The sequence below is a fragment of the Streptomyces sp. NPDC000880 genome (genome assembly GCF_053599675.1).
Map to the genome: position 1 here is coordinate 59,204 of NZ_JBSFMS010000013.1, position 20,997 is coordinate 80,200.

At 70.5% G+C, this 20,997-nt stretch carries 17 protein-coding genes; 10 read left to right on the plus strand and 7 right to left on the minus strand.

What is annotated here, in order from left to right; genetic code table 11:
• Positions 1-26: 26 nt before the first annotated feature.
• The 7 genes from ACWDO5_RS06870 to ACWDO5_RS06900 all read right to left on the minus strand — a co-directional run bounded on the left by ACWDO5_RS06870 (position 27) and on the right by ACWDO5_RS06900 (position 10,266).
• The gene (locus ACWDO5_RS06870; protein ID WP_450529033.1) at positions 27-1,769 is read right to left on the minus strand and encodes an acyl-CoA dehydrogenase; all 1,743 of its coding nucleotides are present in this window, start codon (positions 1,767-1,769) and stop codon (positions 27-29) included.
• Positions 1,763-3,595, minus strand: a complete 1,833-nt coding sequence (locus tag ACWDO5_RS06875; protein ID WP_450529035.1) for an acyl-CoA dehydrogenase family protein — start codon at positions 3,593-3,595, stop codon at positions 1,763-1,765. The genes ACWDO5_RS06870 and ACWDO5_RS06875 overlap by 7 nt, the downstream gene beginning before the upstream one ends.
• On the minus strand, positions 3,592-5,358 hold the full coding sequence (locus ACWDO5_RS06880; RefSeq protein ID WP_450529036.1) for a fatty acyl-AMP ligase: 1,767 nt from the start codon (positions 5,356-5,358) through the stop codon (positions 3,592-3,594). Before ACWDO5_RS06880 ends, ACWDO5_RS06875 begins: the two co-directional genes overlap by 4 nt.
• Before the next feature lie 49 nt (positions 5,359-5,407).
• Entirely contained in the window at positions 5,408-5,608 is a 201-nt protein-coding gene (locus ACWDO5_RS06885) for a hypothetical protein (protein ID WP_450529038.1), read from the minus strand.
• A gap of 105 nt (positions 5,609-5,713) precedes the next feature.
• The gene (locus ACWDO5_RS06890; protein ID WP_450529040.1) at positions 5,714-7,534 is read right to left on the minus strand and encodes a glycoside hydrolase family 15 protein; all 1,821 of its coding nucleotides are present in this window, start codon (positions 7,532-7,534) and stop codon (positions 5,714-5,716) included.
• Between the two features lie 177 nt (positions 7,535-7,711).
• Positions 7,712-9,196, minus strand: coding sequence for a M20/M25/M40 family metallo-hydrolase (locus ACWDO5_RS06895; protein WP_450529042.1), 1,485 nt, complete (start codon positions 9,194-9,196; stop codon positions 7,712-7,714).
• Positions 9,197-9,309: 113 nt separating this feature from the next.
• Positions 9,310-10,266, minus strand: a complete 957-nt coding sequence (locus ACWDO5_RS06900; RefSeq protein ID WP_450529044.1) for an MmyB family transcriptional regulator — start codon at positions 10,264-10,266, stop codon at positions 9,310-9,312.
• Positions 10,267-10,637: 371 nt separating this feature from the next.
• On the opposite strand from ACWDO5_RS06900, the gene ACWDO5_RS06905 reads away from it, so the two are divergent.
• The 10 genes from ACWDO5_RS06905 (at position 10,638) to ACWDO5_RS06950 (ending at position 20,996) form a co-directional block, all read left to right on the plus strand.
• On the plus strand, positions 10,638-11,270 hold the full coding sequence (locus ACWDO5_RS06905; RefSeq protein WP_450529045.1) for a helix-turn-helix transcriptional regulator: 633 nt from the start codon (positions 10,638-10,640) through the stop codon (positions 11,268-11,270).
• 101 nt (positions 11,271-11,371) lie between these two features.
• Positions 11,372-11,902: a toxin-antitoxin system, toxin component gene (locus ACWDO5_RS06910; RefSeq protein WP_450529082.1), complete on the plus strand. Its 531-nt coding sequence runs from the start codon at positions 11,372-11,374 to the stop codon at positions 11,900-11,902.
• Between the two features lie 3 nt (positions 11,903-11,905).
• Complete coding sequence (locus tag ACWDO5_RS06915; protein WP_450529047.1) at positions 11,906-13,093, plus strand: MAB_1171c family putative transporter; 1,188 nt, start codon at positions 11,906-11,908, stop codon at positions 13,091-13,093.
• Complete coding sequence (locus ACWDO5_RS06920) at positions 13,090-14,535, plus strand: FAD-dependent oxidoreductase (RefSeq protein ID WP_450529048.1); 1,446 nt, start codon at positions 13,090-13,092, stop codon at positions 14,533-14,535. Before ACWDO5_RS06915 ends, ACWDO5_RS06920 begins: the two co-directional genes overlap by 4 nt.
• Positions 14,532-15,782, plus strand: coding sequence for an ROK family protein (locus tag ACWDO5_RS06925; RefSeq protein WP_450529049.1), 1,251 nt, complete (start codon positions 14,532-14,534; stop codon positions 15,780-15,782). Before ACWDO5_RS06920 ends, ACWDO5_RS06925 begins: the two co-directional genes overlap by 4 nt.
• An 888-nt stretch (positions 15,783-16,670) precedes the next feature.
• A complete protein-coding gene (locus ACWDO5_RS06930; RefSeq protein WP_450529051.1) occupies positions 16,671-18,212 on the plus strand; it encodes an ATP-binding protein in 1,542 nt (513 codons plus the stop codon).
• Positions 18,213-18,214: 2 nt separating this feature from the next.
• Positions 18,215-18,625, plus strand: a complete 411-nt coding sequence (locus tag ACWDO5_RS06935; protein ID WP_450529053.1) for a roadblock/LC7 domain-containing protein — start codon at positions 18,215-18,217, stop codon at positions 18,623-18,625.
• A 73-nt stretch (positions 18,626-18,698) separates the two neighbouring features.
• Positions 18,699-19,100, plus strand: a complete 402-nt coding sequence (locus ACWDO5_RS06940; RefSeq protein WP_450529054.1) for a DUF742 domain-containing protein — start codon at positions 18,699-18,701, stop codon at positions 19,098-19,100.
• Positions 19,078-19,686 (plus strand): GTP-binding protein, encoded by a 609-nt coding sequence (locus ACWDO5_RS06945; protein ID WP_450529056.1) that lies wholly within the window; start codon positions 19,078-19,080, stop codon positions 19,684-19,686. The genes ACWDO5_RS06940 and ACWDO5_RS06945 overlap by 23 nt, the downstream gene beginning before the upstream one ends.
• Positions 19,683-20,996, plus strand: a complete 1,314-nt coding sequence (locus ACWDO5_RS06950) for a cytochrome P450 (RefSeq protein ID WP_450529058.1) — start codon at positions 19,683-19,685, stop codon at positions 20,994-20,996. The genes ACWDO5_RS06945 and ACWDO5_RS06950 overlap by 4 nt, the downstream gene beginning before the upstream one ends.
• Position 20,997: the final 1 nt, after the last annotated feature.

The following is a 20,997-nucleotide window of genomic DNA, read 5'->3' on the forward strand; positions in this document are numbered from 1 at the left end:
TGCTCCTCAGCAACGTGTCTCTGCGGTCAGCCGGCGATCGGGGTGTCGTACAGGTCGTAACTGCGGGCTTCGTGATAGCGGTTCAGGACCTCGTCGAGCAGTTGGTCCTCCCAGCCGTCCGGGAGCTTCGGGAGCGGGTGGCCGAGCCGCTTCACCAGGCGGGTGAGCGCGGCGGCGAGCCACGCGGGCGAGGCGAGGAACGGGTCGTCCTGCGGCTCCTGGTGCCGCCATACGCCCAGGCAGGCGGCGGCCGCCAGCAGCAGCGTGTAGCGGTCGGCGATGGCGTACGCCTTGGGGCTGGCGAGCACCGTGCGGTCCTTGGGCGACATGTCCCGGCACTCGCTCTGCAGGCTGCGCAGCTCGTCCTCGAGGGCGGCGGCCAGCGCGGTGAGCGCGTCGGCGTACTCGCCGGCCCGGGAGCCCGCGGCGCCGGCGATGGCCTCGGCGGCACCGTCCAGCGATGCGATCAGCGCGTCGCTCCCGGCCACCAGCACCAGCCGGGCGGGGTCGAGCGGCGGAAGCCCGTCGCGGACCCGGAACAGCCCCTCGGGCGCGGGCCTTTTGGAGAACCAGGCGGTGCGGGCGAGGCGCGACAGCTGCGGGATGATCGTGGCCTGGCAGGCCGCGGTGCCCGCGTGGCCGAGGCTGATCATGGGCAGATCGCGGACGTGCTTCTGGAAGGCTCCGTAAGCCCCGTCGCGTACATAGAAGTTGGCGCCGAGCACGATGGACAGGTCGTAGGCGGTCTCGGTGAGCAGCTTGGGCAGCAGGTATTTCACGGCTGCCGCGTACACGCTCGTGGCCTCCGGGACCAGATGCACGGCCCGGGTGGCGGTCAGCGCCAGGCAGTCACTGATCAGCAGATCGGTGAACGCTCCGACGACAGTGGCGCGGGCGTGCGGGATCTCCAGTACGGAGCGGTGGTAGAGCTTGCGGTCCAGGGCGAAGGAGACCGCCGTGCGCAGCGCGGTGTCTCCGCCGCCGAGGATCATGGAGGGCAGCACGCTGCGGGTGATCTGGAAGGAGCGCAGGGCCAGTTCGACGCCGTCGCCGAGCTTGCCGACGAGCGCGTCGGCGGGCAGTGGGCAGTCGGTGAACCGCACGCCCGCGTTCCGGCAGCCGCGTACACCGACGGTCTCGTACCGCGGCAGATAGCTGTAGCGGTCGGCGGGCACAGCGGCCTTGTCGACCAGGAGTACGGAGTGGCTGCGGCTGCCCACGCTGTCCTGGGTGCGGCTGAACAGCACGAGCGCCTCGGCCCGTTCGACGTTGTTGATGACGTGCTTCTCGCCGGACATCACAAAGCCGTCGGCGCCCGGCGTGGCCCGGAACTCATTGCGTACGAAGTCGTTGCCGTGGGCGAGTTCGTGGTACGCGATGGCGAGCCGGCCGCCGGACAGGAGCAGATCGGCGACCCGCCGCTGCTGTTCGGGGGTGCCGGCCGCCCAGATTGCGATCGCCGCGAGGAAGGTGGTGGCTCCGTAGCCGAGTCCCAGGCTGGCGTCCCGGCGGAAGACGCCGCGCAGCACCCGGCCGAGGGTGTCGATGCGGTCGAGGCGGCCGCCGAGCTCGGTCGGTACGAACTCCGCGTTGAGCCGGAAGGCGGCCAGGACCTCTTCGGCTTCGGCGAGCAGCTCGCCGCGTTCGTCGGCGGCGAGCAGGGCTTTCAGGCCGAGCGGGTTGTCGGCGTCTTCGGGGTCGCCCAGTCGCCTCTCCAGGTCGGCGACGCGCTGCTGGATGAGGACTTCTTCCGGGCTCGGGGTCAGCATGGCGGTCCTTCTGCGATACGTCCGGGCAGCAGGGAGAACAGCTCTCCCGCCTCGTACTGTTCGGTCAGCCGCGCCAGCAACCGCTCGAACAGCGACTCCAGTTCGGTGTCGTAGGCCGCGGGCGGCCGTGGCTGCGGTCCTGTGATGCCGGGCACCGCCTGTTCGAGCCGGTCAGCCAGCCGGGCCAGGACCGCTTCCAGCCACAGGCCCCCGCTCCAGTGCCCGGCGGTGCGCGTCTGCTGCGCGAGCCGCCGGTTGTGCCGCCATACGCCGAGGCAGCAGGCGGCCGCGAAGCAGACGCTGTAGCCGCGCGCCAGCTCGAAGCTCTCCACCGGGGCGCCGCCGGGCACGGGGCGCGCGGCCCGCATTCTGGTGTGCAGCTGGTCCGCGGCGACGGCGAGCGTACGGGCGAGCGCGGCGGCGCGGGCGAGTTCCGGCTCCCGGGACGCCTGCGCGCCGAGCACCTCGGCGGTCTTCGGCAGCGATCCGAGTACGGTGCTGCCGCGCCGCGCGAGCAGGCTGAGCTGTGCCGGGCGCAGGCCGGGCAGTTCGCGGGCGTGGCAGTAGGTGGCGGCGAGGGTGTCCGGGTCGCTGTCGTGGACCGGGTGGAACCGGGCCAGGGTGCGGAACTGGGCGGTCAGCGCATACAGGTTGACCATGGTGTTGCCGTCGAAGATGCCTACGATGCGGTGGTCGCGCTCCAGCTTCTGGAAGCGGCCGTGGGCGTAGTAGTCGCTGAGGAAGGCGCGTGCGCCGAGCACTCCGCGCAGCCGGGTGAGGATGTCGTCCGCCACGGTCGGCACCAGGTATTTGGCGACCGCGGAGGTGACGCTGAGCTCGCCCGGCAGGGTGTGGATGGAGCGGGCGGCGACGGTGCTGAGCGCTTCCATCGCCAGCAGGTCGGCGTAGGTCTCGGCGAGGGTTCTGCGGGCCGCCGGGAGGTCGAGCAGCTTGCGTCCGTACAGCTCGCGCTCGGCGGCGAAACCGTAGGCGACGCGCAGTCCGTGGTCGGCCGCGCCGAGTGAGAGCGCGGTGCACAGTGACCGGGTGATCTGCAGGGCTTTGAGGACGGTCTCGGGTCCTTCGCCCTCGCGGCCGACCAGTCCGCGGGCGTCGACGGGCGCGCGGTCGAAGGCGATGCCGCTGATGTCCGCGCCGCGGATGCCGAGGGTGTGGACCTTGGGCAGGGTGCGGTAGGTGTCCGCGGGGAGTTCGTTCTTGTCGACGAGCAGCAGACTGAAGCCGCGCGGGCCGCCTTCGGCGGCGGTGCGGGCGAGCAGACAGACAAGACGGCCCCGGGTGGCGTTGTTGATCAGCCACTTCTCGCCGCTGATCACATAGCCGCCGTCGGTGCGTTCGGCGACGACCTCACCGGCCATCAGGTCGCTGCCGTGGGTGCGTTCGGTGAGTCCGAGGGACACCGGCTCGCCGGCGCCCACGAGGGATGCCAGGCGTTTTGCTCCGGCGAAGTCCTGGGCGACCCAGACGCAGACCGCGCCGAGGAAGGTCTTGCCGTGTCCGATGGCGGTGGTCAGATCGCGGCGGGCGATGGTGCGGACGATTTCGAGCAGCTGGGGGAAGTCGGTGAGCGCGCCGCCGTACTCCGCGGGGATGTAGTAGTGGTGGATGCCGAGGGCGCCGAGGAGTTCGCAGGCGGCGACCGGGAACTGTTCGGCCGCGTCCTCAGCTGCGGCGCGTGCGTAGGACAGCGGGCCCGCGCCGTTGGGGTCGCCGAGCCGCTGGTCCAACTGCTCCGCGAGCTGCCAGCGCAGGCCGGTGGGCTCCTCGGTGCGCGGGATGCCGGTGCGTTCGGTGGTCGCGGTCATCCGCCCTGCCCGTCGGACGAGGCGCCCACCGAGACCAGTTCGCGGACCTCGGGGTGCAGCACTTCGTGCAGCGGCTGGATGCGTCCGTCGAGGAAGAGCTGGCGCATGGCGGTGCGCTGGAGCTTGCCGCTGGTGGTGCGGCGTACGGTGCCGGGGCGGACCAGCAGGACGTTCTCGGCGGCGACCTCGAACTCATTGGACACGCACATCCGTACGGCGGCCGACAGCGAGGCCAGTTCGGCCTCGAAGCCGGATCCGGTGCGCACTTCCTGGACGACGACGACATGGTCGCGGTCCGACTCGACCGCGAACGCGGCGCTGGAGCCGAAGAGGGCGCTCACCCGCTGGACGCTTCGCTCGATGTCCTGCGGGTAGAGGTTGCGGCCCGCGACGATCATGATGTCCTTCATCCGGCCGGTGATGTAGAGCTCGTCGCCGTCCATGGCTCCGAGGTCCCCGGTGCGCAGATAGCCCTCCTCGCCGTCCTCGGTGGCGGCCTTGAAGGCGTGGGCGTTGTCCAGGGGGCGGTTCCAGTAGCCGCGGGTGACGCTCTCGCCGCGTATCCACACCTCGCCCACCTCCCCGGCCGGAAGTCTTCTGCGGTTCGCGGGGTCGACGATGGCCACGTCGCAATGGTGCGGCCTGCCCGAACTGACCAGCGTCCTGGCCGGTCTGCCCTCCTGAGCGGTCCGCAGCCGGTGGTGTTCGAGCTCGGCGGCGTCCACCACGCGGGTGGCGGCCTGCTTGCCGGGCTCCACGCCGCTGACGAGCAGCGTGGACTCGGCGAGTCCGTAACAGGGGTAGAACGCCTCCTTGCGGAAGCCGGCGGGCGCGAAGCGCTCGGCGAAGGCGTCCATGGTCTCGGCCCGTACCGGCTCCGCGCCGTTGACGGCGGTCTCCCAGCGGGAGAGGTCGAGCTGGGCGATCTGATCGTCCTTGATCCGCCGCAGGCACAGGTCGTACGCCAGGTTGGGGCCGCCGCCGGTGGTGATGCCGTACTGGTCGACCATCTGCAGCCAGCGCAGCGGCCGCTTCACAAAGGTCATCGGCGGCATCAGCACACCGGCGCTGCCGAGCCACAGCGGGTGCAGCAGATGGCCCACGAGCCCCATGTCGTGGTGGAAGGGCAGCCAGCCGCCGACCCGGGATTCGCGTGTCGTGCGCATCGCCTGCTGGATGGCGCGCTGATTGGCGAGCAGATTGCCGTGGGTGACCATCACGCCCTTGGGCTCGCTCACCGACCCCGAGGTGTACTGCAGAAAGGCCACGTCGTCGGGGAACAGGCCCGGCATCTGCCAGGCGTCCGCATCGCCGACCTCCGCGCGGTCGGTGGCCAGGCACGCGACCTCGGGATGGCCGATGTTGGCCAGCAGTTGGGAGACGGTCGAGGCGAGGGAGGAGTCGGTGAGGATGTAGCTCACCGAGGCGTCCCTGACGATGCTGGCGACTCGTTCTACGTTCTGCCGGGAGCCGACCGGAGCCGGTGCGGGCACGGCCACCGCCCCGGCGTACAGACAGCCGAGGAAGCTGCTCATGAACTCCCGTACATCGCTCTGGAGAATGAGCACCCGGTGCCCGTGCGACCCGCGGTCCTGGAGCCAGGACGCCAGCCGTTTGGCCCGTTCACCGAGTTCGCCATAGCTGAGCACATCGGATTCCAGCTCACCCTGCTGATTCGCGCTTACGCAGAAGTAGGCCTCCTGGCACGCGAGTTCCGATGTTCTGTGCGACGCGAGTTCGGTGAAGTTCCGGTGTGCAGCCATCTTGTCCCCCAGAGCCGCCTACTTATGGCCAGAGCTTGGGAAATCCGTCTCAAGACCACCTTGAAGGCGGCTCGACCTCTCCGATAAGGGTGAGATATTCCTTGCTGTCTTCTCGGGGAAAACTGTCTTTCGGCAGGATTTCCTCATGGTCGACGCCGGGAATCCACACCCAGTACATCCCATATGCGATGAGTGCCCGGCCCACCGGACGCAGCACTTTGACGAGCAGGAAGCTTCGCAACCACGACATGGCCGGTCTCCTCTGTACGGAACTGCCGGTGCCGTACGACCATGCGACGTGCCGGTCGACTCTGGCTCTAGAAGCGAACCCCAGAAGTCGGCCGGGAGCCCGCACTCAGGACAGCCGGAGGGCCGTGTCGATCAGCGGTACGTGGCTGAAGGCCTGCGGAAAGTTCCCCACGAGCCGGCCGCGCCTGGTGTCCCACTCCTCGGACAGCAGACCGAGGTCGGTACGGAGCGCCAGCAGCCGCTCGAACAGCTGCCGTGCCTCGTCCCTGCGGCCGATCAGCGCCAGATCGTGGGCGAGCCAGAAGGAGCAGGCGAGGAACACGCCCTCGCCGCCGGGCAGTCCGTCCCCGCCGACGGTGTCCGAGCCGCCGCCCGGCACCGGGTAGCGGCGGACGAATCCGTCGTCGCACAGCTCCCTCTGGACGGCTTCGATGGTGCCGATTACCCGAGGGTCGCCGGGCGGCAGAAAGCCCATCTGCGGGATGAGCAGCAGCGAGGCGTCGAGATCGCGCGAGCCGTAGTACTGGGTGAAGGTGTTGCGTTCGGGGTCGTATCCGTGGGCGCAGACGTCGCGGTGTATCTCGTCGCGCAGCGCGCGCCAGCGCTCCACCGGGCTCTCCAGGGGAAGCCTGCTCAGCCTGCGTACGGTGCGGTCGGCGGCAACCCAGGCCATCACCTTGGAGTGGACGAAGTCGCGGCGCGGGCCGCGCACTTCCCAGATCCCCTCGTCCGGTTCGCGCCAGTTGGACTCGAGGTGGTTCATGAGCTTCATCTGCAGGATGTGGGTGCTGTCGTCGCGCGAGAGCCCGGAGGTCTGGCCGAGCCACAGTGCGTCCACGACCTCGCCGTAGACATCGAGCTGGAGTTGGTTCGCGGCGCCGTTGCCGATGCGGACCGGTCCGGACTTCTCGTAGCCGGGCAGCCATGGCAGTTCGGCCTCGGGCAGCTCTCGCTCGCCCGCGACCCCGTACATGATCTGGAGGTTCTGCGCGTCCCCCGCCACGGCGCGCAGCAGCCATTCGCGCCAGCGGCGGGCCTCCTCGCGATAGCCGGTGCGCAGCAGGGCGGTGAGGGTCATGGCGGCGTCGCGCAGCCATGCGTAGCGGTAGTCCCAGTTGCGTACGCCGCCGATCTCCTCCGGCAGGGAGGTGGTGGGGGCCGCGACGATGCCGCCGGTCGGAGCGTAGGTGAGCGCCTTGAGGGTGATCAGCGAGCGCACCACGGCATCGCGCCAGGGGCCCGCGTAGCTGCACTGGCCGGTCCACTGCGACCAGAACCGCTCGGTGTGGGTCAGCAGCCTGGCCGCGTCCGGCCTCGGCGGCGCGTCGCCGTGGGAGGGCTGCCAGCTGAGCGTGAGGGCGACCCGCTCGCCCGCGCCGACGCTGAAGGCCGCGTGGGTGGTCAGGTCGCTGCCGTACGTGTCTGCGTCGGCGTCCAGCCACAGCGCGTCGGGCCCGGCGACGGCGACGAGCCGGTCCCGGCCGCCGGGTCCGTGCTCGCGCTGCACCCAGGGCACGATGCGGCCGTAGCTGAAGCGCATCCGTAGTGAAGAACTCATGCGGACCCGCCCGCAGACGCCCTCCACTATTCGTACGAGAGTGGGTGCGGCATCCGGTCTACCGCGTCCAGCGGCCCTGGGCGGCATGAAATCAATCAGCCGGACCGTACCTTCGGGGGTGTCCCACTCCGATTCCAGGACGAGTGAGTCACCGCGGTAGCGGCGGCGGGTGGCGGCCCCCGCGCCGTCGGCGAGCCCCGCGGGGGCGAGTTGCCAGAAGCCGTGGTCCTGTGTGCCCAGCAGCCCGGCGAAGACCGCGGGCGAGTCGAAGCGCGGCAGACAGAACCAGTCGACCGAACCGTCCCTTGCGATCAGGGCCGCGGTCTGCATGTCCCCGACCAGTGCATAGTCCTCGATGAGCGCAGCCACACGAACTCCCGGAACACCGTCGCAACCGTCCCCCGGAGGCGGACCCCCGAATCCCCCGCGGACGCGGGGGATTCGGGCACGTTACGCGTGACACCTCAAGTCTCGGCTGGCCGCCGGAATCAGCGCTCCAAGGTCAGCGCTCCAAGGTCAGCGCTCCCGGGAATCAGCACGGGGGAATCAGCGCTGGGGAGCGGGGAACGCGACGGGGCTGCGCAGGCCCGCCCGGTTCACCGCACGGACGCCGAAGAACACATTGTCCTTGGACAGGTCCACGGTGTGCCGGATGGTGTCACCCGCACTGACGACATGGGTCCACTCCGGCTCCGTGGTCTCGCGCCAGACGACCTCGTACCCGGCGAGGTCGGGCTCCGTGCCACGTTCCCACACCAGCTCGGTGGCGTTGGTGAGCGCGCTGGTGAGGATCTTCGCGCCCTTCGGGGTGCCGGGGGCCTGGGCGAGGGTCCACAGGGCGGCACCGTTGACCTTGGCGACGCGGGCGATGTAGCCGAAGTCGCAGAACTCGGGCAGGTCGCCGTACTGCTTGCCGTCCAGCACCTTCACGTCCTGGTGCTGGTGCGCGAAGTCCTCGGCGGGCTCGGTGAACCGGGCCGCCGGGAAGCCCCGTTCGAGGAACGGGATGTGGTCACCGCCGCGCAGATAGCGGTCACGGCGGTAGACGACGCGGACATGCATGCCGGTGGCGTCGTTGTCGGCCACGTCGCGTACGAAGCGGGCGAGCTGGCGGGACGGCGAGTCGTTCTCGCCGCCCACCGAGCGGCGGGTCGCGGCCTGTTCGGGGGTTTCCGAGGTGGGCACACCCTCGGCGAACAGCCGGATGGTGTGGGGGTCCTTCGTCCCGTCGTCGGCCGTGGGGCTGCCGATGATGTCGTCGGTGAACATGCCCTGGAGGTCCACGCCGGCCTCCTTGAACTTCTGCGCCATGTGGGCCGCGCCGAACAGGCCCTGCTCCTCGCCGGCGACGGCCGCGAAGACGATGGTCGCCCCTGGACGCCGAGTGGCCATGACGCGCGCGAGTTCCATGGCGACGGCGACCCCGGAGGCGTCGTCGTCGGCGCCGGGCGCGTCGCTGACGGCGTCCATGACGTCGGTGGCGCGCGAGTCGTAGTGCCCGGAGACGACGTAGACCCGGTCGGGGGCCGTGGAGCCGCGCAGGGTCGCCACGACATTGGTGATACGGGTCGCCACGGGTATGCGCGGCGCCGGCTCCTGGATGTAACTCTGCAGCTCGACGGTCATCCGGCCGCCGCTGCGCGCCGCGTAACGCTTCAGCTCGGCATGGATCCAGTCTCGGGCCGCGCCGATCCCGCGCTTGGGGTCGTCCTGGCTGGAGAGGGTGTGGCGGGTGCCGAAGGAGGCGAGGGTGCGCACGGTCGCTTCGATGCGGTCGCGGTCGATCTCGGCGAGGATCGCGCGCAGTTCACGGGTGGGGGCCTGGGCGGTGGCGGGGCTGTCGCGGTCGGGGGTGCGCTCCCGGTCGGGGGTGTGCGCGGCGGCCGCTGCGGGCGGTGCGCCGACTGCGGTCAGCGCGGCACCGAGCGCCGCGGTTCCGGCCGCGGCCGTGAGGACCGATCTGCGGCCGGCGCCCTGGGAGTTGGTGGGGTCAGTGGGGCCGCCGGTGATTCCGGGCGTCTGCTGAGGCATGAGGTAATGGTCATGGACGCGCCAACACCTGACAAGGGACCCTCCCCTCGGCAGCCGCCGCCGATTCGTTGACAGCCGCCGATTCGTCGGCAGCCCAGCCGCCCGCTTCCGGTTCAGCCGCTGGAGACCGCCCTCAGATGCGACTTGCCGCGCCGCACATCGGGCGGCGCGGCGGCCCGGGTCTCCCGCAGCACCAGCGTCATCCGGGTGAATCCCGTGTCCTGAAGGGTCGCGGGGGTCTCGTCGACGATCCGGCACTCGGTGCGTCCCCACCGCGGATCCGGGTGGTTCAGCGGTCGTACGGCTCCGTCGTGGTGCACCGCCGCCGCTCCCATGGCCCGCATCCAGTGCGGCAGCCCGCACCGGTAGGCGACGTCCATGATCGGGTCATCGGCCATGTCGTCACGAATGGCCTGAAGGACTGGGTCCTCGGGGTACCACTCCAGTGCCGCGTCCAGCTGCGCCAGCAGGGGCAGGCACCAGCTCGCCTCACGGTCTACGAGCACGGTGCCCGCGTCCGGGTGGAACAGCACGAACCTGAGGAAGTTCTGGGCCGGCATCGCCGTGGGGTGCGGTCCGACGCCGTGGAACAGCGCCTCGAAGGCGTGGTTGGCGTGTGCCACGTTCCAGCGCCGGTCGAAGAGCACGGAGGGCAGCGGCACGGCGTCCATCATCGCGGCATAGTCGCGCAGGTAGGCCCGCATCTCGGGGTCCGAGTGGTCCGGGCCGGCGGGCTCCGAGCGGCCGGCCGGCTCTACCGGCAGGACGGGCGGCACGGGCGCGGTGACCGGCGCGAACGGGAGCACGAGGCCGGACGGGAAGGCCGGTCCCGACGGGCGCGCGGGACCCAGCGGGAGCGCGGGCAGGAACGCCCCGACGGGCCTGTTCCAGGCCTGCGGCGGGTCCCGGTCGACGGCGAGGCGGAAGAGCCAGCCGCCCTGCTGGTCGCTCATCTCCAGGGCCTTGACCAGGGCGCAGAGCGTTTCGTCGGTCCAGTCCTGGGCGGGTGTGCGCTCCCAGTTGCCATACGCGACGGTGCTGATGTCGAGCCGCGCGGCCACGTCCGCCACGCTCAGACCGAGCTCCTCACGGCGCTTTTGAAGGACATCGGTGAGCCGCCTCGCCCGGAGCGCGCCACGGGTCGTCCCCGCGCTTCCTCGACGCCCGTGGGCACCAGGCCGTTCAACGCCTGCCTCATGTGTCATCGAGAACGCCACCCTTCTCGAAGTCCCGCCGCGGCAGCGCCCTTTGGATCTTCACTCCGCGTGGCGATCCTGCTACCGCAAACGCGACCATGTCAACTATCGTGGCATTCCACGCCGCAGAGCGCTCAAATCGCGCCACAGCTGTGGCAGGACCTGGCTGTACTCGACCGAAACGGTTAGCCTCCCGGCAGCCCACTGTGTGCGGAGTGACCTCGCGTGATCTAGGAGACCTACTGGTGACAGACGGCTTCTTGGTTCCGGGCCCGGCGGCCACAGGTCCCCTGGCGGCGTCCGTCGCCCGCGTCGCCGAACTCGCCGGCAAGCTCGGACTGAGTTACGGCGAGATCTTCGACGTACACCAGCTCTCGGAGGCGTCGGGCGTCCCCGCCGACGTGGTCAGCGCCCTGCTGGACGGGCGGCCCGCCGGTGAACCCGACCTCCAGGCGCGCTTTCTGCAGCGCTTCGACCTGCTGCGCAGAACCCGGCTGAAACCCAATGGCCGCCGGTACACCCAGCAGGAGATCGCCGACGGCGCGGGCATGTCACGGCAGCAGGCGGGGGCTCTCATCAACGGCGACCGCCGGCCGACCATGGAACACTGCGATGCCATTCAGCGGTTCTTCAAGGTCCACGCCGGATTCCTCACCGCCGAGGACGCCGAAGCGCTGGGCGGCGCACTCCAGCGCACCGAGCAGCGACTGCTGCACGACTACGCGGGCGAGGGCGACCCGCTGGAGCGCCTGCTGCAGGACCATGGCGTACGGGGCATCGCCTGGCGGGCCGCTCAACTGCCCACGGACAAACACCGGGACAAGGTCACCGAGTGGCTCGACATGCTCCTGGAGAGCGTCAAGCCGACGGAACATTGACGTTTTGACGCACGGAACCCTGATTTCAGGACAGGGTTGGGTTCACGCGTGTGCGCGCAGCTGCTGACGGGGAGAGGAGAACGGTGAGCATAGGCAAGGAGATGCGTCGGCTGTGCAGCGAGCTGGTAGCCGGAATCGATCTGCCCGCCCCGGCCGATCCCGCCGACCTCTATGCCGCCCTGTGCAGCGGAATGAGCAAGCGCCGCGGCCGCCCCGTCCGATTCCGCATGGCAACGTTCCCACCCGGCACGGCCAGCGGGCTCTGGCTGGACATGACGGACCAGGATCTGGTCGTCATCGAGGAGCGCACCGCACCCGATCATCAGCTGGTCATCCTCGGCCATGAGCTGTGGCACATGAAGGCCGGGCACTGCACCCACCATGTCGACGGCGCGGCCGTCGCCGCCCGGCTGCTCTCGGCCGAGGCGGACCTGCAGGCGACCGTGCTGAAGGTGGCGGCCAGGACCCGTTTCGACCAGGCCGAGGAGAACGAAGCCGAGAGCTTCGGTCTGCTGCTCGGCAGCAAGTGCCGCTCCTGGCTGGCCGGTTCGACGGGCCGCGGGCACCTGCGGCGGGACGGACTCGCGGGCCGGATCGAGGCGTCCTTGGGATACCGCGGGCCACAGGGCTGAGGCGTGGACGGTCAGGACTACTACATCCCAGCCGCCGCGCTGGGCTTCGCACTCGTGTTCAAGCTTCCCGGGATGCTGCGCGACTGGCGTGATCCGCTGCTGCGTTCCGTCTGTGCCCTGCTCGTGCTGGCGGCCTGCACCTTCTTCTTCGCCGCGCCGCCGACGATCGCCGAGGTCAACCGGCTCACCGGCGTCACCAACTTCTCCGGGCCGCTGGTCTACTGCATCCTGACCGCGTTCAGCGCCTCGTGTCTGGTGCTGCTCGTCAACTGGCGCGGCGGGCCACCGGAGGAGACCCGGCAGATCTCCCGCCACTGGGTGATCGGCTACGGCGTAGTGGTCGTGGCGCTGGTGGTGCTGTTCGTACTCGGCGACGCCCCGGTGGAGCGGCTGCGCGATCTGGACACGTACTACGCCACGACGCCGTACATCCGCGAAATGATCGTGCTCTATCTGATGGCGCACAGCGTCGCCGCCGTCGGGATGACCGCCCTGTGCTGGCGGTGGTCGCTGCAGGTGCACGGCTGGCTGCGGACCGGCCTGGTGACCATCGTGGCCGGCTCGCTGTGCAATCTGGGCTACGGCGTCAGCAAGTTCGCCGCCGTGTTCGCCCGCTGGGCGGGCCAGGACTGGGACGGTCTGAGCACGTCGGCCGCCCCGCCCCTGGCGTCGCTGGGCGCGCTGCTGAGCGCCGTCGGCTTCATCGTGCCGCTGATCGCCCAGCGTCTGTCGGACAACTGGAACACCTGGACCGCATACCGGCAGTTGGGCACGCTCTGGCGCGAGCTGCGCACGGTCGTGCCCGACGGCAGCCCTTCCGTACGCATCTCCTGGTGGTCGTCCGCGGATCTGCGGGTCACCCAGCGCGAGTCCGACATCCACGACGGGATGCTCCACCTGGACCCCTACTTCGACCCCGCGCTGCGCGCCGGCGCCCATGACGCGGCGATCGAGGCCGGCTCCGATCCGCGGCAGGCCCAGGCCATCGCCGACGCGGCGATGGTCGCGGCGGCGCTGCGAGCCCGCACGGCCGATCCGGAAGGCAAGATCATAAGCTCGGCCCAGGCCTACACCTCCAAGGCAGCCGAAGGACCGCGCGATCTGGTGCGCATGTCCCTCGCGCTGCGCCATTCACCCGTCGTTGAAGCAGCCCGCCGGCGTGCGGCCAGGGCAGAGAGCGGCTCCCTATGAGCGATCCTGTGAGAACCCGCCGGGGCACGGCTGTGCGCCGGGCCGTCGTGATCGGCGGGGGGCTGGCCGGCATGCTGGCGGCCGCCGTCCTCGCCGAGTACGCCGACGAGGTCACCGTCGTCGACCGCGACACTCTGCCGTCCGGACCCGAAGCGCGCAAGTGCCTCCCGCAGGCGCACCACGCGCATCTGCTGTGGTCGGGCGGGGCGCGGGCGATGGAGGCCCTGCTGCCCGGTGTTACCGACCGCTGGCTGGCGGCGGGCGCGCGCCGGATCCCGCTGCCGACGGGCCTGGTCTCCATGTCCGCGCAGGGCTGGTTCCGCCGCTGGCCCGAGATGCAGTTCCTGATCGCATGCAGCCGCGATCTGCTGGACTGGGTGGTACGAGAAGAGGTCACCGGCCGCCCCGGGGTCACCGTTCTGCCGGGCACCGGACTGCTCGGCCTCGAAGGCGACGCCGGCCGGGTGACCGGTGTGCGGGTGCGCTCCGAGGACGAGAGCGAACAAGTCCTGGACGCCGATCTGGTGGTCGACGCCAGTGGCCGCGGTTCGCGGGCGCCCGACTGGCTACGTTCCCTGGGCGTCGCCGCTGTGCACGAGGAGAAGGTCGACTCGGGTCTCGCGTACGCCAGCAGGATCTTCCGGGCGCCGGAGGGCACCGAGGAGTATCCGGTCGTCAATGTGCAGGCCGACGCACGCGAGCCGCGGCCCGGCCAGACGGCGACCATCGTGCCCATCGAGGGACGCCGCTGGCTGGTGACGCTGTCCGGCACCCGTGGCGGCCAGCCCACCAACTCCGCCGCCGAGTTCGAGGACTTCGCCCGCCGCGTCCGGCATCCGATCGTGGCCGAGCTGATCAGCAACGCCGAGCCGCTCACCGATGTCGTCGTCTCCCGCAGCACCGTCAACCGGCGGCGCTTCTACGAGAAGATCGCCGACTGGCCGGAGGGCTTCGTGGCCATCGGCGACGCCGTGGCCACGTACAACCCGGTCTACGGGCACGGCATGTCGGTCGCGGCCCAGGGTGTCCTCGCGCTGCGCAAGGAACTCCTGGCGCACAGCCTCACCGCCCCCGGCCTCGCCAGGCAGGTGCAGCGCGCGGTGGCCGGACCGGTCGGCACGGCCTGGGACCTGGCCACCGGGCAGGACATCCTCTACCCCGGAGCCGTCGGCAAGGAGCCGGGCGCGTCCGCCACGGTGCTACGCCGCTATGTGGACCGGCTGATGCTGACCGCCACCGGCCGCCCGCTGATCACCCGCGCGCTGTTCGACGTGATGACCCTGTCCGCGCCGACCGTTTCGCTGCTCAAGCCCGAGATCGTGATGGCCGTGCTGCGCGGGCCCAGACTGCCGCAGCTGCCGGGTCCGCCGCTGACCGACGAGGAACTGCGGGTCACGAAGGAGCAGCGCCGCGCACTCGAGACCGATCCGGCAGACGCGTGACGCTGCCCGGCGCGGGCGGCCAGATCCCCCTGGAGCCCAAGGCCGACCGGGAGACGGTGCGACGGCACAACCTGAGCCTGGTGCTGCGGGCGGTCCGCGACGAGGGCGAGGCGACCCGCGCCGGGGTCTCGGCGCGGGTGGGGCTGACCCGGGCGGCCGTCTCCTCACTGGTGGAGCAGTTGCTGGAGAGCGGGTTCCTCACGGAGTCGGGCAAAACGTTCAGCGGCCTGGCGGGCCGGCCCGGCACAGTGCTGAAGGTTGCCCGTACGGGCGTGGCCGGCATCGGAGTCGAGATCAACGTCGACTATGTGTCGGTGTGCGTGGTGGATCTCGCGGGCACCGACCGGGTGCGGCTCGTCGAGCACCTGGACAACCGCGGTGCGCCGCCCGACCGGGTGCTCGGCCGGGCGGCCGGGATCGCCGCCCGGGCGCTGGCGTCGGCCGCCGAGCAGGAACTGCGGCCGATCGGCGCGGAGTTGGCGCTGCCCGGGCTGATCTCGGCGGGCACGGTCCGGCAAGCGCCCAACCTCGGCTGGACCCGGGTCGCGGCCGAGGGCCCGTTCGCCGAGGCACTCGCGGCGCTGCGGCCCGGCCTGCCGCCGCTGCCGGTGCGTTCGGAGAACGAGGCGAATGTGGCGGCCCTGGCCGAGCTGTGGTTCGGCGGCCTCGGCGACGTACGCAGCTTCCTGTATCTGACCGGCGAGATCGGGGTCGGCGGTGCGCTGGTCCTGGACGGTGAACTGCTGCGCGGCGCGCACGGATTCGCCGGGGAGATCGGCCATGTCCTGGTGGACCCGGACGGCCCCGAGTGCCGCTGCGGCTCGCGCGGCTGCCTGGAGCAGTACGCGGGCCAGTCGGCGCTGCTGCGGACAGCGGGCATCGACGAGCGCACCGGCGCCGCGGGCGTGGCCGAGCTGGAACGTCGCGCCCGGGCGGGCGAGGACCGCGCGGTGGCGGCGCTCGGGCAGGCCGGGCTGATGCTGGGCCGGGTGCTGTCCGGGGCGGTGAACCTCTTCGACCCGGACGCGGTGGTGCTCGGCGGGATCTACCGGCCGCTGCTGCCCTGGCTTTCACCGCCGGCCGGCGGTGAGCTGTCCGGCCGGGTGGTGTCGGGGCTGTGGCCCGGGAACGGCGATCGGCTGCGTGCCTCGTCCCCGGCGGCGGACGCGGTGCGCGGCGCGGCGGCGCTGGTGGTGCAGGACGTGCTGGCGGACCCGGTGGCGTACGCGGAGCGCGCGGCGGGTTAGCTGCCGTCTAGAGCCGCGTGGGCGGGCGTTGCTCTGTTGGCATGTCGCCAGGCCCGGGCCAGAACTCACCGACGTCGGGATCGACCTTCCTCTACCCCGGACTGGGGTGCAGGAAGCACGGCGCGAGCTCTTCGTCCACCGACAGGACGAAGTGCCAATACTTCAGTCGTACTTCTTTCGGTGCTCGACGGAAGCGTCTGGATTCCCCCTCGTTCCGCTTCCAGCGCCTTCGCAAGGTGACGCACTCGCCTGATGCTCTGCGCGTCGCGGAGCTCACGGCGTCCGCCCAGGCCCGCCGCGTATGAACCGGCCAGAGCGTCCTTTGGCGGTCCGTGTACGCGGCAAGGACAGGAGTCTGGACTGGCGCACCGGAACGCTCCTTCAATCTGACGGCTGTTGCGCCTGCGGCGATCAACTGTCAACTACGTTGACATGGGTCTCGTGCTGCCACCGCAGGCGAACCGTGGGGCGGGCTACACATTTGGTGGCTCACCGCCTGCGACGGACTGGGGTCTCGTCTGGCCCTCCGTTGTACCAGGAGCGTCGGTTACGGCTCGTCGGGGCCGGCCCCGACGAGGTCGGAGAGTCGGTGTGGCTGATAAGGCACGCTGGTCGTGTCTGCTGTCGATAAGATCGTTTGAGAGCTGTGATGCCAACGGAATTCCGGGAGGCCATGAGGCATGGCTACAGTTCGGATCCACCAGGCCCTCGACAAGCACATTCAGCCCAGTAGCCGTATCAGCCCCGTGCTTTGGGCGTTCCCGACACCGTGGCGGGGCATACGCCGGGCCACGGTTTCCAGCCGAAGCTAGGTTTCCCATGGCATGTTCACCCGCACCCGCACCCGCACCCGCCTCCGCGACCCGCAGGACCCGGCTTCTCTGGCCGGTGGCCCTGGTACTTGCGCTCCTCGCCCTGGCCGCAGGTGTGGTACCCATCTGGCGCTACAACGCGGGAGCGGCTGTGGCATACGGCGTGGCCGCCGTGGTGGTGCTCTCCCTGCTGGAGGCCCTGCGCAGGGACCATCGGGCCGCAGCAGCCGAAGTGGTCCGCAGGGGGAACGCCATCCGGGAGCGAGACGCCGAGGCCGAACGGCGTGCGGCCCACTGGCGCAGCCGGGTCGCGGACCGGTCCGAGTCCGTGCGTGAGGAGATCGAGTTCTTCCTCAAGGAGCAGCTGCCTGCCGTGTTCTCCCGTACCGAGATACCGCCGCCCCTGCACGGCGGGGACCGGATCGGCGAGGCGGCGGCCGAGGGGTTCGACCGGCTACTCGCCGAGGTCTCGGACGAGTTCGACAACCGGGAGGAGTCACGACGACTCGCGCTGGTCGAGCTGGCCAGCCGAGTCCAGACCTCCGCGCACCGTATCCAGGCCGCCGCGACGAGTGTGGCGGAGCTCCGCCCCGGGGACGCGGACCTGCTGGAGGCCACCATGCAGGTGGACCACGCGGCGACCCAGCAGGCACGGCACGCCCAGAGCCTCAAGGTGCTGTGCGGCGAGTGGCCCGGGCAGCAGTGGCAGAAGCCGCTGGCGCTGGTGGATGTGGTCAGGGCCGCCTCCGGACGGATCGTCGCCTTCCGACGTATCGAGGTGAGCGGTGAACCGGACGTGGGGGTTGTCCCGGCGGTCGTCGAGCCGTTGATCCACCTGATCGCAGAGCTGCTTGCCAACGCGACGGAGTACTCCCCGCCGAGGACGATGGTGCCGGTGACCGTCCGTACGGTGCAGCGCGGCGCGGTCGTCGAGGTGGACGACGGCGGCCTCGGTCTGGACGAGTACCGGCTGGCCGGGGCGCGGGAGATCGCTTCAGGGCGACGGCTGCTGGGCGTCGGTGAAGTGGGCGAGATTCCGCAGACCGGGCTCGCGGTGGTGGGCCGGTTCGCCGACCGGCACAACTTCCAGGTGGACCTGGGGCCTTCTCCGTACGGTGGTGTCCGCGCCGTCGTGCTCATACCGTCCGACGTGCTGGAGAGACTTGCCCCGGCCGGTACGCAGGGGCGTTTGATCCTGCCCACGCCACTGCCCGCACCCCCGCCTGCCACCGGGGCCGTCCCCGACGCAGTGCCCGGTGCGTCGCCTGCCCAGGCGCCGCAGCCGGCCTCCCCGCAGGCGCGCCCCCCGGCGCCCGGAGACGAAGAGGCGCTCGGGAGCGAAGAGGCGCTCGGGAGCGAAGTGGCGCCCCGGCCCGAGGAGGCGCCGCGGTCCGGCCGCCGGCTCCCGCAGCGCCGCTCGCGGCGCGACGAATACGCTCCCGCGGCAGAGGCGGCCCCCGCCGCCGCGACGCCGCCGGGCACACCGGAGGAGGCCGGTGACTGGATGGAAGCGTTCTTCGAGGGTGGCCGCTCTCCGCTGCCCCCGGACTCCGTCCTGAACGAGGGCCTGAACGGCCCGACCTCCACCACCCCCGATTCCCCAGAAGGACAGGCGTGAGCATGAGTTACTTGGAGAACCCGGAACAGCGGGGCTGGATGATCGCGGATGTCGCCGGGGTGCCCGGTGTACGACAGGTGATCGTCTTCAGTCCCGATGGGCTGCTGCTCGCCAGTACCGAGGGGATGGACCGGGATTCCGCCGACCGGCTGGCTGCGAACTGTTCGGGGCTGCAGTCGCTCGGGCGTAGCCTCGGCCGGGAGTTCGGTGAGGACGGCGGGGCGGTGCACCAGCAGATGGTGGAGTTCGACGGCGGTTTCCTTTTCATGCGCAGCGCCGACGGTGCCCATCTCGCGGTGGTGACGGGGCCGGTCGTGGACCCGAAGCTGGTCGCCCGGCAAATGCAGGCTCAGGTCATCAAGATCGGAGCGGCCAATCTGACCAGTCCGCCCCGGGAGGATTCCGCCCTGTGAATGGCGCTGTGAAACGCCGTGTGAATCGCCCTGTGAAAGGCCGTGAGGACGGCCTCGCGGACGGGCGAGGTATATGAGCAGCCCGGGAAACGGCGCTGAGCGCGAGCCAGCAAGCGGATCTGAGGCAGGCTACCCGGACAGTGCCCTGCGTCCGTATGTGATCACCAAGGGACGCTCCCGGCCCACCCGTAACACCATCGGCATGGAAACCCTCCTGGTGGCGACCGGTACATCGGACGAACTGCCGGTCTCCGCCACCCGCGAGGAGGTCGCCCTGGTTCGGATGTGTCAGCGATTACTGGCCCTGGTCGAGGCCGCGGCTCACCTCGAACTGCCGGTAAGTCTGGTGAAGGTGCTGGCATCCGATCTCGTCGACAGCGGTCATCTGTCTGCCCGATCGGGCGTGCCGCAGGCCGCCCTGCCCGACATGCAATTGCTTCAGGAGGTACTGGATGGTCTCCGTCGGCTCCGCTGACCGCTATCTGCCCGACACTGTCCAGCAGGCTGCCAAGATCCTCGTCGTGGGAGCGTTCGGCGTCGGCAAGACGACTCTGGTCGGCACGGTCAGCGAGATCGAACCGCTGCGTACGGAGGAGGTGATGACCCAGGCCAGTGTCGGGGTGGACGATCTGGCCGGGATGGACACCAAGACGACCACCACCGTCGCCATGGACTTCGGCCGCCTCACCCTCAGCGACCGGCTGGTGCTCTATCTGTTCGGCACCCCGGGACAGAAGCGGTTTTGGGATCTGTGGGAAGGACTGACCGAGGGCGCCATCGGCGTGCTCGTGCTCATCGATACCCGGAGACTGCAGGACAGTTTCGACGTCCTCGAACAACTGGAGCTGCGCGGACTGCCCTTCGCCGTCGCCGTCAACCAGTTCCCGGACAGCGAAAGCTACAGCGCGGACGAACTGCGCGGCGCGCTCGATCTGCTGCCGGAAACCCCGGTCATGGTGTGTGACGCGCGGGAGCGGGGTTCGTCGGTGGATGCTCTGATCAGCCTCGTCGAATATGTGTCCGGCGTCACCGCCGCGCGTGCCAGGGAGATGGCCTCATGAGTTCGGTACCGCCCCCCGAATGCCCCGCGCACGCCCATGGCCGGCCCGGCGGTCAGGTTCCGGCCGGTGTCATGGCCGGTGTCACGACCTATGACACTCCGACCGGCCTGCTCCCCCTCTCCGCCGCCGTCGGCGCACCCGACCCGCGGGAGATCTATCGCAAGCTCCGCGCGGAGTGGGGCAATGTGGCCAAGGTCGAGCTGGAGCCCGGCGTCCCCGCCTGGCTCGTCATGGGCTACCGCGAACTGCTCACCATCACCCGGCAGGAGCAGTTGTTCTCCCGGGACGGCCGCAATTGGCGGCACATGCACGACGGCGTCGTCTCGCCGGACTCGGGGCTGCTGCCGATGATGGGCTGGCGCGCCAGCGTCATCGGCAGCGACGGAGCCGAGCACCGCCGGCTGCGCAAGCCCCTGGACGACGGGATCGCGAAGATCGACCAGCGTCGGGTACGCCGCGAGGTCGAGGCGCTGTGCACCGATCTGATCGCGCGGTTCTCCGAGCGTGGCCGGGCCGATCTGGTGACCGAGTACGCCACGATCGTGCCGATGCTGTCGCTCGCGTCGCTGTTCGGCCTGGACAGCATCGAGGGGCAGGAGCTGCTGGACTCCCTGATCGCCCTGTTCGGCAGCCAGGGCGATTCGCAGGTCGGCAACCGCAACTTCGAGGAGATCCTGCTCGACACGGTGCGGGAGCGGGAGAAGACTCCCACCGACGACATGACCACGGTCTTCATCAACCACCCGAACCTCAGTAACGAGGCGGAACGGCTGCAGTCGATCGTGGTGATGATCTCGGCGGGGAACGAGACCGTCACCGCCTGGATCTCGCACGCCCTCCGGATGATGCTCACGGACCCCCGTTTCGCGGCCCGGCTGCACGGCGGCCGACTCGGCGTGGACGACGCCCTCGACGAGGTGCTGTGGCGTGAGCCGCCGATGAACAATATGCCGGCGCGCTACGCACTCCAGGACACGGAGCTGGGCGGCCGGCTCATCCAGCGCGGCGACTGTCTCGTTCTGGGCCACGCCGCCGCCAACGACGATCCTGTGATCCGGCCCGATGACAGCGAGCCGGGCAACCGTGCTCATCTCGCCTTCTCCGCCGGGCCGCACGTGTGCCCCGCACAGGTGCCCGCCCGGCTGATCACCCGCACCGCGGTGAACACCGCTCTGCATCTGTTGCCCGACATGAAGCTCAGCATCCCCGCAGCGGAGGTGACCTGGCGTCCCTCTCCCTGGACCCGGGTTCCCGTCTCGCTGCCCGCGGAATTCTCCGCGGCCCGGATTCCGGCCCGACAGGGCCGGTGAC

Bases quoted from the DNA above. Each gene is read 5' to 3' on its own strand.
- ACWDO5_RS06940 (WP_450529054.1), top strand. From the start codon at position 18,699: ATGAGCAGCCCGGGAAACGGCGCTGAGCGCGAGCCAGCAAGCGGATCT.
- ACWDO5_RS06935 (WP_450529053.1), top strand. From the start codon at position 18,215: ATGAGTTACTTGGAGAACCCGGAACAGCGGGGCTGGATGATCGCGGAT.
- ACWDO5_RS06875 (WP_450529035.1), bottom strand. From the start codon at position 3,595: ATGACCGCGACCACCGAACGCACCGGCATCCCGCGCACCGAGGAGCCC.
- ACWDO5_RS06950 (WP_450529058.1), top strand. From the start codon at position 19,683: ATGAGTTCGGTACCGCCCCCCGAATGCCCCGCGCACGCCCATGGCCGG.
- ACWDO5_RS06910 (WP_450529082.1), top strand. From the start codon at position 11,372: ATGCGTCGGCTGTGCAGCGAGCTGGTAGCCGGAATCGATCTGCCCGCC.
- ACWDO5_RS06870 (WP_450529033.1), bottom strand. From the start codon at position 1,769: ATGCTGACCCCGAGCCCGGAAGAAGTCCTCATCCAGCAGCGCGTCGCC.
- ACWDO5_RS06920 (WP_450529048.1), top strand. From the start codon at position 13,090: ATGAGCGATCCTGTGAGAACCCGCCGGGGCACGGCTGTGCGCCGGGCC.
- ACWDO5_RS06885 (WP_450529038.1), bottom strand. From the start codon at position 5,608: ATGTCGTGGTTGCGAAGCTTCCTGCTCGTCAAAGTGCTGCGTCCGGTG.
- ACWDO5_RS06945 (WP_450529056.1), top strand. From the start codon at position 19,078: ATGGTCTCCGTCGGCTCCGCTGACCGCTATCTGCCCGACACTGTCCAG.
- ACWDO5_RS06880 (WP_450529036.1), bottom strand. From the start codon at position 5,358: ATGGCTGCACACCGGAACTTCACCGAACTCGCGTCGCACAGAACATCG.
- ACWDO5_RS06895 (WP_450529042.1), bottom strand. From the start codon at position 9,196: ATGCCTCAGCAGACGCCCGGAATCACCGGCGGCCCCACTGACCCCACC.